This is a genomic window from Pantoea sp. Seng (assembly GCF_009829935.1).
GTDB lineage: Bacteria > Pseudomonadota > Gammaproteobacteria > Enterobacterales > Enterobacteriaceae > Pantoea > Pantoea communis.
Genome location: NZ_SZZV01000002.1, coordinates 209,436 through 227,750 on the forward strand (window position 1 = coordinate 209,436; position 18,315 = coordinate 227,750).

The 18,315-nt window shown below is 45.7% G+C and carries 14 protein-coding genes and 2 pseudogenes; 14 read left to right on the top strand and 2 right to left on the bottom strand.

What is annotated here, in order from left to right:
- Nucleotides 1–2: 2 nt before the first annotated feature.
- Together tssG and FD737_RS02685 are read left to right on the top strand one after the other, a co-directional pair.
- Complete coding sequence (gene tssG, locus FD737_RS02680) at nucleotides 3–1,040, top strand: type VI secretion system baseplate subunit TssG (protein WP_160832635.1); 1,038 nt, start codon at nucleotides 3–5, stop codon at nucleotides 1,038–1,040.
- Between the two features lie 280 nt (nucleotides 1,041–1,320).
- Nucleotides 1,321–1,668, top strand: a complete 348-nt coding sequence (locus FD737_RS02685; RefSeq protein WP_160832636.1) for a LysR substrate-binding domain-containing protein — start codon at nucleotides 1,321–1,323, stop codon at nucleotides 1,666–1,668.
- Between the two features lie 281 nt (nucleotides 1,669–1,949).
- Here the strand turns inward: FD737_RS02685 and FD737_RS02690 are convergent, their stop codons facing one another.
- Nucleotides 1,950–3,632, bottom strand: coding sequence for a DUF262 domain-containing protein (locus FD737_RS02690; protein WP_160832637.1), 1,683 nt, complete (start codon nucleotides 3,630–3,632; stop codon nucleotides 1,950–1,952).
- A gap of 247 nt (nucleotides 3,633–3,879) precedes the next feature.
- Here FD737_RS02690 and FD737_RS02695 point away from each other — a divergent pair, with 247 nt between their 5' ends.
- Genes FD737_RS02695 through FD737_RS02720 form a run of 6 tightly spaced genes read left to right on the top strand, consistent with a single transcriptional unit; the run spans nucleotide 3,880 to nucleotide 10,618 of the window.
- Nucleotides 3,880–5,973 carry an ATP-binding protein gene (locus FD737_RS02695; RefSeq protein ID WP_237448727.1) on the top strand — a complete coding sequence of 698 codons (2,094 nt, stop codon included), beginning with the start codon at nucleotides 3,880–3,882 and terminating at the stop codon, nucleotides 5,971–5,973.
- 21 nt (nucleotides 5,974–5,994) lie between these two features.
- Nucleotides 5,995–6,972 (top strand): YafY family protein, encoded by a 978-nt coding sequence (locus FD737_RS02700; RefSeq protein ID WP_160832638.1) that lies wholly within the window; start codon nucleotides 5,995–5,997, stop codon nucleotides 6,970–6,972.
- 50 nt (nucleotides 6,973–7,022) lie between these two features.
- Nucleotides 7,023–8,594, top strand: coding sequence for a hypothetical protein (locus FD737_RS02705; RefSeq protein WP_160832639.1), 1,572 nt, complete (start codon nucleotides 7,023–7,025; stop codon nucleotides 8,592–8,594).
- 13 nt (nucleotides 8,595–8,607) lie between these two features.
- Nucleotides 8,608–9,213 (top strand): hypothetical protein, encoded by a 606-nt coding sequence (locus tag FD737_RS02710; protein WP_034828248.1) that lies wholly within the window; start codon nucleotides 8,608–8,610, stop codon nucleotides 9,211–9,213.
- A gap of 12 nt (nucleotides 9,214–9,225) precedes the next feature.
- Nucleotides 9,226–10,254, top strand: a complete 1,029-nt coding sequence (locus tag FD737_RS02715; RefSeq protein WP_160832640.1) for a hypothetical protein — start codon at nucleotides 9,226–9,228, stop codon at nucleotides 10,252–10,254.
- Nucleotides 10,255–10,306: 52 nt separating this feature from the next.
- Entirely contained in the window at nucleotides 10,307–10,618 is a 312-nt protein-coding gene (locus FD737_RS02720; protein WP_160832641.1) for a YkgJ family cysteine cluster protein, read from the top strand.
- A 301-nt stretch (nucleotides 10,619–10,919) separates the two neighbouring features.
- Here the strand turns inward: FD737_RS02720 and FD737_RS02725 are convergent.
- Nucleotides 10,920–11,950 (bottom strand): annotated as a pseudogene (locus tag FD737_RS02725) (IS3 family transposase); the annotation flags it as partial.
- Nucleotides 11,951–12,069: 119 nt separating this feature from the next.
- Between FD737_RS02725 and FD737_RS24100 the strand changes: the two are divergent.
- The 6 genes and pseudogenes from FD737_RS24100 to dndE all read left to right on the top strand — a co-directional run.
- Nucleotides 12,070–12,168 (top strand): annotated as a pseudogene (locus FD737_RS24100) (LysR family transcriptional regulator); the annotation flags it as partial.
- A 41-nt stretch (nucleotides 12,169–12,209) separates the two neighbouring features.
- The gene (locus tag FD737_RS02735) at nucleotides 12,210–12,698 is read left to right on the top strand and encodes a substrate binding domain-containing protein (RefSeq protein WP_370522989.1); all 489 of its coding nucleotides are present in this window, start codon (nucleotides 12,210–12,212) and stop codon (nucleotides 12,696–12,698) included.
- 425 nt (nucleotides 12,699–13,123) lie between these two features.
- The gene (gene dndB / locus FD737_RS02740; RefSeq protein WP_160832644.1) at nucleotides 13,124–14,209 is read left to right on the top strand and encodes a DNA sulfur modification protein DndB; all 1,086 of its coding nucleotides are present in this window, start codon (nucleotides 13,124–13,126) and stop codon (nucleotides 14,207–14,209) included.
- Entirely contained in the window at nucleotides 14,206–15,840 is a 1,635-nt protein-coding gene (dndC, locus tag FD737_RS02745; RefSeq protein WP_160832645.1) for a DNA phosphorothioation system sulfurtransferase DndC, read from the top strand. The genes dndB and dndC overlap by 4 nt, the downstream gene beginning before the upstream one ends.
- A complete protein-coding gene (gene dndD / locus FD737_RS02750; protein WP_160832646.1) occupies nucleotides 15,830–17,830 on the top strand; it encodes a DNA sulfur modification protein DndD in 2,001 nt (666 codons plus the stop codon). The genes dndC and dndD overlap by 11 nt, the downstream gene beginning before the upstream one ends.
- Nucleotides 17,830–18,189, top strand: coding sequence for a DNA sulfur modification protein DndE (dndE, locus tag FD737_RS02755; protein ID WP_160832647.1), 360 nt, complete (start codon nucleotides 17,830–17,832; stop codon nucleotides 18,187–18,189). The genes dndD and dndE overlap by 1 nt, the downstream gene beginning before the upstream one ends.
- Nucleotides 18,190–18,315 lie beyond the last annotated feature (126 nt).

Below are 18,315 nucleotides of genomic sequence, written 5' to 3' on the forward strand. Positions count from 1 at the left end.
GCATGGAGAACAAAAAAAACAGCCAGCCGCTGCCACCGTTCTGGCTGGACGATAAAGGTCGTGACCAGACGGCGCGGTTTAACTTTTATCGATTCTGCCAGTTGCTGGAGCAGACGACCGACAGCCGCCTTGGCACGGGCCGCACGCCGGAGAGTGATCCGGTGCGCTTTCGCCCCAATCCGCATCTGGGCTTTCCCGCCGGGGAACTGAAACGCACGGAAACTAACGCTGACAATCCGGATGCCGCGCCGACGGTCAGAACCAACTTTTTCGGCTTATACGGTGTGGATTCGCCACTGCCGACGAGCATCATTGACGACATCAATCAGGGCCGTGAAGGTGCGGATGCGATGGCAGCGTTTCTGGATATCTTCAATCATCGGTTGATGACGCAGTTTTACCGCATCTGGCGCAAATACAGCTATCCGGCCACCTTTGAGCCGGGCGGTACCGATACGGTGTCGCAAAGTCTGATGGCCCTGACCGGCATCCCCCATAGTGGCGATCAACCTTCATCACGCCTTTTAGCAATACTGAAACCTCTGCTGCATACCACGCACACCGCTGAAGGTATCGCTGCGGTGATCAGCAGCCAGGCACCGAACACAAAAATTGAAGTTTTCGACCACCATCCAGTGACGATGCCGGTGGCAAAACGCGCCCGGCTCTCGCTGCGCGGCGGCATGACACTCGATCAAAATCCGATATTGGGCAATGAAACTCGCGTGGCTGATTATTGCTCACGGATAGAGCTTTCCACCGATGATCCCTTAGAAGCGAAGGGCTGGATGCCTGACGGGCAGCTCCGCCAGGACGTGATGGCGCTGCTGCGCACCTATCTGGGCTGTGACTATGATCTGCGATTCTGGCTGACTCTGCCTACCCGATTGCTGCCAGTGCCCAGATTGGGTGATATGGGGCTTTATTGCGGGTACAACATAATGCTGGGGCTGCGTGAAGATAATCTGGATGAAATGCCTCAAAGCGCCCGCATCAAAGTTGGGAGAATCAGGTCTGAGCACTTGCTTGGTTGGGTTTGAAGCGAGTAATAGGTGATTTCTCATAAATTGATGATTTGTGAGTGCGGGTTCTGACTAACAATATATTTCGCATTAAGCTGTTTTCCGGGCTCATCTCGTCATCATTATCGCGCAGGGCGCCGCTAAAGTGCTTGCGATGAGCTTGCTACTCGGCAAGTGATTGTTACACCTGCAAAGGAACGTGATCGACCGCTTCTATATTGTGCCGAGCCTACCCGCACACCTGGCGTAATATCCGGCGCTTAATTTTGAAAACCCCGTATCCAGGCGGCATGTAGATTTGATTGAAGAGACTCGCGATGACTCCATTCGCCACAGCGAACTGCAGGATTCTTCGCTGATACAACGCAAACTTGTCGACAGCCCGCTGATCACTGTGGCGAGCCCGGATTATCTGGCGAAGTATGGCATGCTCGCCTCCCCTTCAGACCTGAGTGAGCATCTGTGCATTGCATTTAATGCCGGACGCGGCATGTATCCGTGGAGGTTCGTGGATAGGCACCGTAAAGCGTTAACGCTGATGCCTCAAGGACGGTTTCAAAGCAATGATGGTAAGCAGCAATGGGCCGCCGCGCTGGCAGGATTGGGATTACGCAGTTTCCGGCATGGCCGGCGGGACCGGATTTGACGTCGGGGGCATTGGTGCAGGTGATGAAGCAGTTTGCAGTAGGATCGATGTCGGTTATCGCGGTGTTCTCAACGAAGCAGACGGAAGAGTAAGGTAAGTTTTTGTTGAGTATTTGCAGGGGACGTTGGGGGAGGATTTGCCTAAATAAGTTGCATCCGTTGATTATTGAAGTAACCGCGCAATTTTTTTGGACAAAAAATGTGCGGTTACTTTATTGCTAAAAAAAGGAATGAAAAATTTATAGCAACTTTTTTACAAAGAGCCATATTTCTTCGGTTGTATTACTCCTCAGAACTCAGTAATCCCAACTCTTCACATCGCTGAATGATTAATTGCTGACGCTTATCGATGAAGCGTTCATAGTTTTCGACTTTCCACAAAGTTTTCATTTTTGGAATGCAGTGCAAATCAAGAAACTCTTCTGATTGTTCAGCTAACCATCTATCGACTGATTTATCGCCTTTATCTCCTGCACCGTTTTGATGTGCAGGTAACAACATACAGTTTGCTAATTGATTTATTTCCCATGCGCCGAAACGCTGTACTTCACGCCCTGTTGCTTCGTTTAATATTTTTTGTTCTTTAAGTATGCTACGTGCAAAAATGTGGTCTATTTGTGGTTCATGCTGGAATCCGCTTGATTTATAATCTCGTCCATACCACATATTGAATAGTAGATGGATATTCCCAGAACCGTAACCACAACTATATAGCAAATGATTTTCACTAACATAAAGATATTTATTAGAAGATTCAATCATCGATTTAACTTTTTTGAGATTAAAACCTTCATTTTCCCTTATGGATTTAACCATTTTATCTATAATACTGTCCGCCTGACCAGAAAACACGCCGGCAAAAAGCGCTGGAACGAAGTATTCATGAAGGATTTTTGATTTTGCTAACTGTCCAGGGAAGTGATATTGCAAATAAACTAACGGAATGAGCGCATTGTAAGACGTCAGCGCTTTGTGCGACCGAATGTAAGTTTTGCTGACAATCTCATCTTTTACAAACAACAGGGCTTCTGCAATATCAGGCCAGTTTTCGCTTATCTCCTTCCTGACCTTATCGTCTCGAAGTTTATCGACATCATACTTCGCATTATAGCCAAGCAGTGTTGTACTGAGTTTGATAAGGAAATCTCGTGAAAACTGGAATCTTTCGTTATCGTTAATTTTATCCAGGAACTCTTCGAATACAATATCTGCATCTTCCCACTCCGTAGAAAGCAGGGTAATCATTAAATCTGATTTATTTAACTTTGTGCCACCAGAATTAGCACGGATGAACACTTCCACTACATCTTCAAACTTCAGCGGATTATCATCTTGGGTACTATCAATTTCATGGTAAAGTAAAACGCTATCATTACTGAATTCACGCTGGGCGAGACTTAAATTACGAATCGCCTGACGTCTTTGCGTATCATTTAATTCTGAGACTTCATCTTTTGCCAGATCAGAAAGCAAGTCCTCCGGAAGACTTCCTGAATAAATTATTTTTGCAAGAGGTAGCCACGGCCAATTATGCTCTGAAGAAATTTTAAACTCGAATTGATAACGGATCTCTTCTGAACCGGTTTGTTCTCCGCTCAAAACATTTAAATGAAGTACTTTGCCATCAATGCAACCTTGCAGAGCAAGATAAAAACTTTGCAGTCGTTGCTGACCATCCAGGACCAGTCGCTTTAATTTGTTTGGATTATGTTGATAATGACTTTTAAGATCGACTTTCCCGTCATTAAGATTTTGGATAAAGCTTCGATACTTTATCTGTTCATTCGTGCGCCATAGCAGCATAGACGACAGAGGATAACGGCGCATCACTGAGTCGCACAATCTAGCAATCTGATCCTGATTCCAGACGAATTGTCGCTGAATATTCGGCAACCAAAGCCCGTTACCATCGGCATCTGGATTGTTGATCTCTTTGATCATCGAACGTATAGATTTACTTGGCATTTCCATTTCCTTATAGATAAAAACGTATAATTTACATACAAAAACATTTAGCTCACGGCTGAAAAAGAGTTATCGGCACTTAAAATCAAAAATTTAGGTTAATTATTTTTTAACAAAAAAACACAATCACACTATTGCGACAATTTGTGTCGCAACCAAACAAAAATCCTAAAAAAATCTTCTCATCCCCTGCGACACAAAATGTCTCAGCGCAATTTAAAAATAGTGCTTTCACAAGGAGAAGAATATGAACACTGTCATGTCTGCTGAAGTAAATGAAGTCGCTGAAATGAATTATCAGGATACCAAAATGCAGCAGTGGATTTTGCGGATACTATTTCGCCTGGGCGCACACAAACAGTTTATTACTCAGCATGGATTCAGTAGCCAACCGCTGGCTGATTATCTTCACCTCAACAATGAGCATACTTTTAACCTGAGCCAGCAGGATCACGATTCGTTGCTGAAGAGATTACGCAAACATTATCAGGATGCTGAACAGCATAACTCGTTAACCCAAGCTTCAATTTTTCAAACTGCAATGAGCAGGTTTGCCACGCGTATTGGCTTGAACAGCGCTGAAAATTCTATTCTGGAGTTCACATTACAACTCCACCAGGAAAGGCTGCTTGACGACGTCACGGAATGGCTTGGGCCGCTCACCTCCGCCAAAGTTTATCGCACGCTGGCGATGATTTTGGATATCACTGAAACCGAGGTACGCGAGGCACTTGGCCCCTCCAGCACTCTGACCAAAACCGGTCTGGTTAGCCTTGAAATGAACGGCGCGCATCTACTGCGCAATAAACTTGAGCCATTCTCACCCACCCTGGCAGAACGCCTTTACTCGGGTGAGACAAGTCCAGCGCGACTCCTGCAAGGCATGATCAACATCTGTGGGCCAGCCCATCTGAAGCTTGATAATTATGCCCACATCCCGGCAGTTAATATTCTGCATCAGTGGTTGCATCATGCGCTGAGCACCCAACGTATCGGGGTCAATATCCTGATTCATGGCCAACCGGGTAGCGGCAAAAGTCAGCTTTGTCGTTTGATTGCCAACGAGTTGCAAACCCCCCTGTATGAAGTCAGCAGTGAGAATGAATCCCTGCGCCCGATCAGTGGCAGCCGTCGTTTACGTGCCTGGCGTGCTGCGCAGCGCTTATTCAACGATGAACGAGCCATCATCCTGCTCGATGAGGCAGAAGATGTTTTTGTCGAAAGTCCCGGGATTCATAACAACAGTCCACTTCCATTAGCGAAAGCATGGATCAATCGTCTATTGGAAGAGAATGTTGTTCCAACTCTATGGGTAGCCAATGACATTGATTGTATGGATCCCGCAATGGTACGCCGCTTTGACATGGTCATTGAGCTCAATGCCCGACCACGTCATCAGCGGGCAGAGATCATTCAAGAGGCTTGTGGCGAAATACTGGCACCAGGCGCTCTTGCCCTATTAGCGGAGCCCTCTTATCTGGCCCCAGCGGTTATTAACCGGGCAGCTAACGTTCTCGCGGGCATTGGCGGCAAGCTCTCAAAAGAAAAACGCCATGAGACTTTAATGTATTTAATCAATAACACCCTAAAGGCTCAGGGGCATAAGCCGATAAAAAACCATGTTGCGGCCCAAATACCCGCGTTCTATGACACGGCATTTATCAATTGTGATAATCCACTCGATGAGATTGGTAAAGCTCTGACATCGGGTCACTCAGCGCGTTTTTGCCTTTATGGCCCATCGGGTACGGGTAAGACAGCATGGGCACATTGGCTTGCAAAGCAGTTAGATAAGGTCGTTATAGAACGCAAGGCTTCACGGCTTTTTGGCCGCTACGTCGGTGAAAGTGAACAGAACATTGCGTCATTATTTGAACAGGCGCAACGCGACAATGCGATCCTGCTGATTGATGAGATTGATAGTTTTCTTAGCGCACGCGACGAGTTCCAGCACCATTGGCAAGTGAGCAGTGCCAACGAAATGTTAAGCCAGATGGCACTGTTTGAAGGTGTGCTGATCGCCACGACGAACAGATTTGATGTGCTGGATGCCGCCGCGCTGCGTCGTTTCGATCTTAAGGTGCGGTTCAACTATTTATGTGATGACCAGGCGGTCGCATTGTTGAATCTTTACTCTCTTAAGCTTAAGCTCAATGAACCGCAATCTACTGAAATTAAAGAAATATCTAAACTGGACTACCTGACGCCGGGCGATTTTGCACTGGTAGCACGTCAGCATCAATTTAAGCCAGTGAGTTCAACAGCGGCTTTTGTTGCCGCACTGAAAGCCGAGTGCTGGATGAAGAAACGCGAAAAACCGGCGATTGGCTTTTTGCACTAAGTAATTTGATAGGAAATCAAAATGGCTAAAAGACCTGAAACCATTGAGACCACCGTGCTCGCTCTTGAGCTTCTGCGCCGTATTCCTCGCGGCAGAAAAATCACGGCAAAAGAGCTTCATGAGCAGCTACAGCATGCTGGAATCGAGCGCGATGTAAGGACCATTCAGCGTAATCTGGAGATGCTTTGCGACCATTTTGATATCGAGCGCGACGACCGCAACCGCCCTTATGGCTATCGCTGGCTTGAAAATTCAAGTGGCGTCTCACTTCCGATGCTGACGCCGCAAGAGTCGTTGCTATTGGCGATGGCGGAAGCGCATCTAAAACCTATTTTGCCGACCCGACTGATTAAATCCATGACCGGGTTGTTTACCCAGGCGCAGCGTAATTTGCATGACAACGGCCCTACCCGCCTGGAAGCGGAGTGGCCGGATAAAGTGCGTATCGTGGCAACCAGCCAGCCATTACTGCCGCCCCCCATCGCTGAAGGTGTGTTTGAATCCGTCAGTGAGGCGCTGTATCTCAATCACTTACTACGCATCACTTATCGCAATGCGGGCGGCAAAGAAAGCGAAAACACAGTGATGCCATTGGGATTGGCGCAGCAAGGGCCTCGCCTCTATCTGGTTTGCCGCTTCGAAGGTTACAACAACGAGCGCAGTCTGGCGCTCAACCGCATCCTTTCCGCGAGCGTCAGCACCTTTACCTTCGAACGACCAGCCGAATTCAACTTAAAAAAATATGACGATGACGGCCGCTTTGGATTTGGTGAAGGGCAAATGATTTTCCTTACTTTTGAAATTGACCGCACTGCTGGACTCCACCTGATTGAATCTCCGCTATCAACCGATCAAACACATCGGGAAATTGGTGAAGAACGCCTAGAAATTTCCGCCACCGTGGTTGATAGCGCGATGCTGAAATGGTTTTTGGCCGCGTTTGGTGATGCGGTGAGTGATGTAAAACGGGTGCCGACAGTGAACGATAAATCGTCTTAATAATATTGCTGATATTAATCAGATTCTAATAAGCATACTTGGGAACTATCATGAAGAAAAATGAAAGAGATGCTTTAAATATTTCAAGTGTTGATATGCAGCAAAAGCACAGGAATGAAATCTCCAGCGATCGAATTCGTACCGTTACAGCGTTAGCTCAAGATGAAGTAGTTAAGCGTTTTGGCAGCGCGAGCGCAGAATACCTGAAAGGTTATAGTGGTATTGATATTGAAACAGGGAAAAAATTTGCTAAAGGCTTGGCAGAAGTTGCAAGGCACAAAGTAAATCCTGATTACTCGGCACAAAATACCAAGCAACAGGCGGGTTTTTCGGCCGAAATTGCAACCACAAGCCGTGACAATGCAGAAGCGATTATTAATAAAGATCCTATACAGACAATTCGCAGCGATGATTTACCCGAATATGGTCGTAATCATAATGTTGTAGATCGTGTGAAGCATGATAATGGTGTGATTGTTGAAGGATCACAAAGCCAAATGAAGTTCGTCGGTAACCGTGATCAGCTGTTTAAAGATATTGCTCTAGAGGATGGTAAGTTTAGCCGCTACCAAGGCATCAAACTTAAACTACCATCTGAACAATATGAAGGGGCTGCGGAACACTGCCGCAAGCGAGCAACAGAATTGCGTGAGCAAGCGAATAAAGTTGAAACCGTTGGAAAGCAGGATGTTGCAGATAAATTTCGTAGGGAAGCAGATAATTACGATCGTCTTGCTAACGACATTAGTGACAGCGGAATATCGACAGATCAAGCCATTTTTTATCGCGAGCATCCAACAATCGCAACAGCAATGGATATTGCACGTACTAGCCACCGCGCAGGCTTAGAAGGGGCAAAATCAGGAGCTATTGTAGGCAGCGCGATTTCATTAGTCGTCAACATATTTAATGTTGCACAGCAAAAGAAGGCTCTGAATGAAGCCGTTGAAGATATTATTGTAGACACCTCTAACGCCGCTGCACTGAGTTATCTAACCTCGTTCTCGGGTTCAGCAATTAAGGCAGGGCTACAGCAATCAGAAAGCCATCTATTACGTGCAGTTGCCAAAACGTCAGCGCCTGCACTTGCGGTAAATATTTGCTTGTCACTTGGGATGTCAATCAATCGTTATTTCAATGATGAAATTAACGAAGCAGAGTTGCTTCATGAGATTGGAGAAAAAGGGTCTGGAATGCTTTCTAGTGGAATGATGGCAGCCCTGGGGCAGATTGCCATTCCTATTCCGGTAGTAGGAGCTGCAATTGGCGGCATGATTGGTTACACACTTTCATCCATGTTTTATAAAAGTGCACTTGATGCTGCTCGCGGCGCTGTACTTTCAAAAGAACGTTTGGAACATATTAAAAAGATTCAAACTGCAGCACGCGCATCTATCGCACATGAGCAAAAATTGTTGGATGAATTTACTGCTCGAGAAATCCCACAGCTTCGTAAAAACATCCAACATCTTTTCAAAGTCACATCTGGTGGTTATGAAAACGTTAATGACCTTGTTTTTTCGATTAATGATTTTGCCACTTTACTAGGAACTCAACTGGAGTTTCAGTCAATGTCTGAGTTCGAAGGATTTATGGCTTCAGATAAACCTCTAATGTTGTGAAGGAATAATTTTCATGTTAATTAAAATGCTACCAGATGAAAAAAAACCACTGCTCATTGAGCTTGCCAGACTCCTCGCACTTTCTGACAACCCATTGTTATGGGATGGAAAAACGAAGGATGAACTTACTTCCGACTCTGATCTTAATAAGCTAACAATCCAGAAAGATCCGCTGGAATGTGAAATACTTGAAGAGATGGAACAGTTTTCGCCAGGTTTGCACCCTGGAGTTAAAAATTTCCCACCTGTTCTTTTTGGTGGATTAAGCGGGTTTGGACTACTAAATAAATCTGCAGAATTAAATTTAATTGAGAAACTTAAGGTTTATCCCCTGGCCAAAATCGACGCACCTGAAAGTCGCATTCAAGCTGCAATCTCCGTACTGAAAACACTTCTTGATAATGTTAAAACAGATAATTTGACAACGCCAAAAATAATAATTTTCCAACTTTTCCTGGTCGCATTAAGAGATGGAAAAATATCAAATATTGAATGGATGCTTCTGAAAGAAATTCAACTTCACTTTAAAATACCAGATTTTATATTTAAAGATTTATTAAGCAGCGCTGAATCATTAAATCATGAGTTAAGTAAAACACTCGCTCTCATTCTTGAATAAAGGAGTAATAACATGCCTATTCCCATTATCATTGGCACTGTAGCTGTTGCAAGTGGTATTTATGGTCTCGTCAAAGGCGTTAGTGGCGCAAAAGATCATAGTAATGCTAAAGATATAAATGAAAATGCACAGCACATGGTTGATAATATTAGCTCAAAAATTGAGTCTGGCCGTGAATCTACTAATAAAATTATTGAGGATTATGGCCAGCGTAAATTACGCGCGTTCAATGGGGTCATCAATGAGTTCATCAGTACTTTTGGTCGCCTTAAAAACGTTGAGCTGACTCAAAGCACAGAGCTGGAAAAACTCAACGCAGGTGATTTTACTGGTACCACCTTGTCTGGTTTAAAGCAGGATTACCAGATGCTTAAAGATGCAGGTCTGGGTTTGGGTGCAGGTATGGGAAGCGGCGCAGCGCTGGCATTTGGTGCTTATAACGGCACGATGCTGCTGGCTACCGCAAGCACAGGAACAGCGATTTCATCTCTCTCAGGTGTTGCAGCAACAAACGCCACTCTGGCATGGCTAGGTGGTGGTTCCCTGGCTACGGGTGGTTTTGGCATGGCTGGGGGAATGATGGTCCTTGGCGGCATTGTGGCAGGCCCAGCATTGGCTATTTTTGGTCACATTTTGGGAAATAAAGGTGAAGAAGCGCTGAATAATGCCCGTAGCAATCTAGAACAAGCAAAAACAATCCGTGATCAGGGTCTGCTAATGGTTCATAAACTGCAAGCTATCCAAAAGGTTACCACGCTAGCAAATAATACCTTCTCTCTTGCAAGCGGCCGTCTTCGCGGCACCATTCACGACATGAAAAATGCCCTTGATAGCTACGGCGAAAACTTCCATGACTTTCCTCAAGAGTGTAAAGACAACGTATTTATGTCTGTAAAGTACGCGCAATTACTGAAAGCAATGATTGATACACCGATTCTCGATCAAGCGGGCAATTTGGTCCTTTCTACGGAACGGCGGATTATTGATATTACGGCTATTGCTGAGGGTAAAAAAGACACTTTGGATGATATCGTCGCGTAGTAAATTAATTAAGGCTCACGTTCAAACGTGAGCCACATAATGAGGGATATATATGCAATGCTATAGCACCCTATCACCCTTTCCTTGCGTTCAATGCGGGCTTTGTTGCCAACGAGTCAATCGCTCTTCAGAAACTCATTTTCTGGACCGTGGTGATGGAACATGTAAGCATTATGACGCAACCAGTAAAGGCTGCAGCATCTACGAGGATCGTCCTGATATTTGCCGTGTCGATTTACAGTTTAATCGAAATTATGCTCACTTCTACACTTGGGATGAGTTTATTGAACTCAATTTGGTAGTTTGCCGAGAACTTATTGCTGAAGAAGCACAAAGTTCAAAAAGACATTTAACTAAAAATTGATGTAACGAATCTCTTATCGCAATTTAGTAAATTTCATAGGCCAGAGAGCGCTTCGAATGTACTTATCGATTGGGTTAGAAACAATCTACTCGGTTTGCGCCCCGTTGTGGATGTGCCCACCATCCATGATTTGCAACGTACCCATATTTAACCACCCCTGCCTGCGGCGTTTCCGCTTTCATCTCTCCATTGTATCCGTGCATAGTGTAAGTATCCCAGCTTTAGTTCCACACACTTTTGAGGTTTCCGGTTTCTCAGCCATCAGCCGATATTCTTCTGGCGTCAGGTTATTCAGGGATTAATGAGGCCGATCGCTGTTGTATTCCGTCACCCAGCGCTCCGTGATTTCCCGTGCTTCGTTCAGCGTTCTGAACAGGTAAAAATCCAGGATTTCTGTCCGGTACGTTCGGTTAAATCGTTCAATAAAGGCGTTCTGCGTTGGCTTACCCGGCTTAATAAACTCCAGAGTCACACCGTGGTCTTCAGCCCATTGCGCCAAGGCCAGTGATATCAGTTCTGGACCGTTATCCATCCGCATTTTCAGCGGATATCCACGGGTTGCCACTATCCTGTCCAGCACCCGAACGACCCGCTGCGCCGGGATATTCAGGTCAATTTCTATCGCCAGAGCCTCGCGGTTAAAATCATCCACGACGTTGAAAGTCCGAAAACGTCGGCCACATGTCAGGGCGTCGTGCATAAAGTCAATCGACCAGCTCTGGTTGAGTGCTTCCGGCGTGGCCAGCGGAGCCGGATTTCGCACCGGCAGGCGTTGTTTACCCTTGCGCCGAAAATTCAGTTTCAGCAGGCGGTAAATCCGGTGCACGCGCTTGTGGTTACAGACGTGGCCCTGCCTGCGAAGCACCTGAAAAAGCTTCTTAAAGCCATAGCGGGGATAGCGTTCGGCCAGTTCAGTCAAAACCTGGATCACCGGTTCATCACGCCGCGTGTCCGGTTGGTAGCGAAAAACCGTCCTGCTCAGCGATAACGTCCTGCATGCCTGGCGTATGCTCATCGTAAACTCCGTGGTGAGATAGCTGATGAGCTCACGCTTTATCGCTAGTTTTAAAGCTTTTTTTCGATGACGTCTTTCAGCGCCCGGCATTCCAGACTCAGGTCGGCAAACATCTGCTTCAGGCGGCGATTTTCGTCCTCCAGATCTTTCTTCTTTTTGATATCAGAGGCCTCCATCCCACCAAACTTCGCTTTCCAGTTGTAATACGAGGCCTCGAATATTCCCGCCTCACGACAAACATCTTTGACTGTACGTCCAGCTTCAACGGACTTCAGAACGGCAATGATCTGATGTTCGGTAAATCGGGCTTTGCGCATGGTGATCTCCTCAAAGGACATAGTCAGTATGTCGGAAGATCTCTAAAAGTGAATGGTCCATTTTGTAGGGATGCTTACAATAGTACCGCTAAAGAAGCCGGTACTGGCAATCTGCGGTCAGCAAACAGATCGCCGCGCTAAAGAAGCAGTTCAATCACCCGTTACTGAAACGTTCCTCACGCGGCATCGCCATAACCGACGCAGGCCGAACCTTTTAAGACGGCGCACTGCGCCTGCGCGATAAATTCGACCAGCTTGAATTAAACGTCACTATGGCGCAGATGAACCGGCAGGTACACTGCGTATCTCAGTGGCACCGGTGTTCGGCCGTTTCTACATCGTGCCGCGCCTGCCCGCTCTGCTGACGCGCTTTCCCGCGCTGAATGTGGAACTGCGCGTCTCTGAGCGGCATGTGGATTTGATTGAAGAGAATATCGATGTCGCCATCCGCCACGGCGAACTGCAGGATTCGGCGCTGACACAACGCAAACTGGCCGATAGCCCGCTGATTACGGTGGCGAGCACGGATTATCAGGCGAGGTATGGTGTGCCCGCCTCACCTGCTGAACTGAGTGAGCATCAGTGCATCTCGTTTAATGCCGGACGCGGAATGCATCCGTGGCGGTTTGCGGATGGGCACGCTAAGGCGATAACGCTGATGCCTCAGGGGCGGTTTCAGAGTAATGATGGTGAGCAACAGCGCGCCGTTGCGCTGGCGGGATTGGGTATTACGCAGTTTCCGGCCTGACTGTCGGGACCGGATTTGGCTTCCAGGGCGTTGGTGCCGGTGTTGAGGGAGTTTGCAGTGGGATCAATGCCGGTGAGCGCGGTGTTTGCAACAAAACAGACGGCGAACTAAGGTAAGAATTTTTGTCGAGTATTTGCTGGGGACGTTGGGGAGGATTTGCCGTTGGGGGCTGGGGATGAATCTGGGTGGTTGGTGTGAAACCAAGTCTGGAAGAGTAACTCTTACCCTATTTTGTGTGTTAGAGATTGATGAAGGTTAAGGCTGATCACACCAGTTGCGCAACTGAGTTAATGTTTTTTGCAACTTAATTACACTGCAATATGAGCACTAGTACGCAAAAAATTACGTATAAAATACTATAAATCCCGCTTAGAGATACGTAAAATATCACGTAACCGATAAACGCGATTAATGGAATTATAGTTATGGCTAGTGTAGATGCAGATTACTGCTATTCGTTTCCAGCTATAAGGGGCATACAAGCTGGACGCCCTTTCTACATTGCTACATGCCCGATGCGCATTATACCCAAGATCTTCAGTTTTGACGGGAATGACGTACCACCTGAACTACGTGCGCAACGTACACTAAATAAATCACGCATTCCAGAAATGGTTAAGTATTTACTTGAAAATCCTAAAGATTACATTTTTTCAGCACTAACTGCCTCTATTGCAGTTGATGTTCAGTTCGATGAGTTTCCTGGCTCAAACAACTTAGGTACTTTAAGTGTTCCAATGGATGCGCAGATCCTCATAAATGATGGACAGCACCGTCGCAAGGCGATCGAAGATGCTCTAGATGCCCGTCCAGAATTGGGACAGGACAACATCCCTGTACTGTTTTTTGTTGATGAAGGTCTGAAACGCAGTCAACAAATGTTTGCTGACTTGAACAAATATGCTATCCGCCCTAGCCCATCACTGTCATCGCTTTACGATCACCGTGACATCAGTTCAAACTTGGCACGTTACTTGGCCATGTCCGTGGAACCATTTTTGGGAATGACTGAATTAGAAAAATCAGGAATTAGTCAACGCTCAAACAAGCTGTTTACATTGAGTAGTATTAAACAGGCAACTCGTGCTCTATTAGGTAAAGAGCCAAAAGAGGACAATTTTGAAGAGTGTTCTCAAATTGCCACACGCTACTGGCAGGCTGTTTTTAACGTGATGCCGGACTGGCAGTTAGCTGCTAAGAAAGAAGTTTCTCCGGTCCAGTTAAGACAAGACTATGTTCACGCACATGGCATAGGTTTGCAGGCTCTAGGGCAGCTAGGATATACACTTCTGACAGATTATCCTGATCAATGGCAGGAGAAAATTACTGATTTGAAAACATTTAACTGGCGAAGAAATAATCCAGATTTGATTAAACGTGCAATGCAGCACGGTAAGCTGAGTAAAACCAGCACAGCTATCCAGTTAACTAGTAATGCTCTTAAAAATGCATTATCCCTTCCTCTCTCTCCTGAAGAACAGGAGCTCGAAGCTCAAATGGTTGCATCATGAGTAAACTAGTTCAGGCCTTTGATTTGGCTGAATACGAAGATTTTATTAATAACGAGCAATTTGCTGGACGCCCCCTATCTGAATATGTTTCTGAAGTGCAGAGAATTTATTGCGCAGATAGACGCCCTTGGGTAATCGGCTACAGCGGTGGTAAAGATTCATCAGCAGTTATCACCTTAGTATATTTGGCCTTGTTAGGTCTAACTCCTGAGATGCGCAACAAAGATGTTTTTTTAGTATCATCAGATACATTGGTTGAAACACCAGTAGTGGTTGATTTGATTAAAAAAACAATGTTGCAGATTGAGGCTGGCGCAAAGCGAAATAACTTGCCAATAACTCAGCATTCGGTCACACCTAAAACCAATGAAACTTTCTGGGTCAATCTGCTAGGTAAAGGATATCCTGCTCCAACGCGAAGTTTCCGCTGGTGTACAGAAAGAATGAAAATCAATCCGGTTAGTGACTTTATTAAAGATAAGGTGAGCCAGTTTGATGAAGTGATTGTTGTGCTAGGCTCACGAAGTAGCGAGAGTGCTTCACGCGCACAGGTGATAGCGAAGCACAAAATTGATGGCTCACGCCTCGCAAGACATACCACATTGCCAAATGCATTTATCTATACCCCTATCGATAGCTGGGACGTAGATGACGTATGGAAATTGTTGCGCGGTGCGTTTCGCTATGCCCCTGATGATATCAATGAATGGGAAAGTCCATGGGCAGGAAATAACCGCCCTCTTTGGACTCTATATATGGACTCCTCAGCACAGGGGGAGTGCCCATTAGTGATCGATGAGAGCACCCCTTCCTGTGGTAACTCCCGCTTTGGCTGCTGGACCTGTACCGTAGTCACCAAAGATAAAGCGATGGAAAGTCTGATCAAGAATGGCGAAGAGTGGATGTCCCCTTTGCTGAAATATCGCGATCTGCTGGCATTTACTACCGACCCCGTGAATAAAGATACGTTCCGCAACTATAAGCGCCGTACCGGTAAAGTGAGTTATCAATATGCCAAGGATGGCGAAGAAATCAGTGCGGAACGCAAGCATGTTCCCGGCCCTTACTGGCTTAAATATCGTCAGAAGTGGCTTAAAGATTTGTTGGAAATTGAGCGTGATTTGAACGATCAGGGCCATACCATCACGTTAATTACGCAGCCGGAGCTACATGCTATTCGACAGGAATGGCTGAAAGATCCTAATGAGCCGGACTGGTACGACACTTTGCCAGGTATTTATCGCGACGTTTACGGGAAAGACCTGGACTGGGTTATTGACGACCAGTCACGTTTCAATGCTAGTGATGCGGAACTGCTTGAGCAGATCGCCCAAGGGTTTGAGGTGGTTCCTGAGATGGTTATGAAACTGATTGAGCTTGAGGTTTCTATGGAAGGACTCAGCCGTCGTCAGGGTATCTTCGACAAACTTGGCACCATCTTGAAACAAGACTGGGGCAGTCTCGAAGAAATTAAACAGCAGCAAGAGACCTTACAGAAACGGAACGACCGAGATATTCATCATGTAGAAGTAGCAAAATTGGAAGCCGAACTACAGAACTTGCAGCGCAGAATTGCCGAAGTGAGTGAGCCGACTCTGCTTACCAGTGAGGAAAAAGAACGTGTTAATTAAACAGCTGGTATTGCGTAATTTCCGTGTATTTAATGGTACTCATATCATTGATTTGGCTCCGAGAAAGCGCCAGAACAATGATAACCCACGTCCGATAGTTCTTTTCGGTGGGCTTAACGGAGCAGGAAAAACATCAATTCTGTCTGCAATCCGCCTGGCATTGTATGGTCGGTTAGCGTTTGGCCCAGCAACTCAACAACAAGAGTATGTTGAAGAACTCAGCGCATTAATACACAACGGATCTACGACTGATGAACGGCCAAGTGAAGCGTCGATTGAACTTGTTTTCACCTATAACAAAGGCGGGCATGAAGCTGAGTTTACCGTCACGCGCACATGGAAAAAAGGGAAAAAGGATAAACTATCCCTCCAGCAAGATGACCAACTCCTTGAAGAGCTGGATTATGATCAATGCCAGGGGTTCTTGAATGAATTAATTCCGCATGGAATTGCCGATTTGTTCTTCTTTGATGGTGAAAAAATTGCAGAGCTCGCTGAAGATGACTCTGGTAATGTTTTGCGTACAGCCGTACGTCGCTTGTTAGGTTTAGATCTCATCGCGAAACTTCGTAATGATTTGATGATCTTTGTTAAGCGTCAGCAATCCAGCCAACTAGCAGACTCCCAACAACTAAAGCTTGCTGAACTTGAAGAACAGGTTAAGCGGTTTGCTTTCCAGACAGAGCATATTTTAGAAAAAGCTGATTTTGCCAAAATACGAATTGATTTGCTATCAAAAGAAATCAACCGATATGAAGGACTTCTGAATGCGCAAGGTGGTGCTTTTGCTCAGACAAAAGCACAAGAGAAACAGAAAGTTGACACGCTGTTAAAAGAAAAAGATCGCCTTGAAAAAGCATTGCGCCATGAATGCGATAGCTCACTACCTTACGCTCTGGCACCTAAGACTTTAGAGCTTTTGCTTGAGCAAATTAGTGCAGAGATACAAATTAAGCAGGCGAACAGTTTTGAAAAAGAATTAACTCAATTTCTTACGCAGCTGAAAAATGATATTTCATTCCGCTCAGGAACTACTGGCAAAATTGCTGCCGAATCAATTGAAGATAATCTGAAAGATTACCTGGCTGGGAAACCCAAAGGGGAACTGTTATTTGACATCTCCGAACGCGAAGCTGGGATGATCCAACAATCGATCGAAAAGGACAGCAAGAAAGCGTGGCAGCGTTTTGATCTTTATCGTAACCAATTGGCTGAAGTTGAAGAGCAGCTTGAGCAAGCCGCAGCAAACATTGCTCGTGCACCGGAAGATGATCAACTTATCGATATATTTGAAAAACTTCGGGAACTTGACCGTAAACGCGAGAGTAAACGGCAGGAGTATCGCTCGCTGTTGGAAGAAGCTAAACAAACTAAACAGCTGCAACTGGACTGTGCTCGTCAGGTACAAAAAACACACGATCTGGCACGTAATCAACATAACTCCGATAGTGCATTTAATAATGCCCAAGAAACAATCAACCTGCTTGACCGCTACAGTGAACTTTTAACTCAAGCAAGGGTGAAAACGCTATCAGCGAATTTTGAAGGTGCTTACCGTAAATTAGCTCGTAAAGAAGATTTACAGCTCAATGCACACATCAATCCTGAAACGTTTGATGTGGAATTAGTGGATGAAAACGGCTCAGTGATCAATCGCAAGCTGCTCTCTGCCGGAGAGAAACAGATCTATGCGATTGCGATTCTTGAGGCGCTGGCAAAAACTTCTGGTCGTGATTTGCCGGTAATCATTGATACTCCACTGGGCCGTTTAGACTCTCAACATAGAGATAAACTGATTAACCACTACTTCCCGTTTGCCAGTCATCAGGTAGTGTTGCTGTCTACAGATACGGAAGTGGATGAGCGTTATTTTGTCGATCAATTGCGTGATGATATCTCTCACGCTTATGAGATTGTTTTTAATGCGCATACAAAATCATCGGCGCTGAAACCCGGTTATTTCTGGGAATTAACCAAGGAGGCAGTCTGATGCTCCCGAATCGAATGGTGCTCAGTCGTCAGACTGAAGAGCAGCTTAAAAAATTGAAAGGGTATACCGGGATCACTCCGAATATTGCCGCCCGACTGGCTTTTTTCCGCTCGGTAGAGAGTGAGTTTCGCTATTCACCTGAACGAGATAGTAAGAAGCTGGATGGTACGCTGGTACTGGATAAAATTACCTGGCTTGGGGAGACATTACAGACTACAGAATTAGTTTTGAAGATGCTTTATCCACAGATGACGCAGAAGGATATGATTAAAGCCTGGGCAGCACATGTTGAGGATGGGATTGCGGGGTTAAGAAACTATCGCTCGGTAAAAGATTTTGTATATGGAGTATACAAATAATGGAAAATAATAAGTCGATATTCACCCCATCTTTGCTAACAAAGCATGAAAATAGCACACTAACAACGGTAATCTGTATTAGTCGCGACTTGATCTGACATATGGTAATCCCCCCGAAAAATCGAT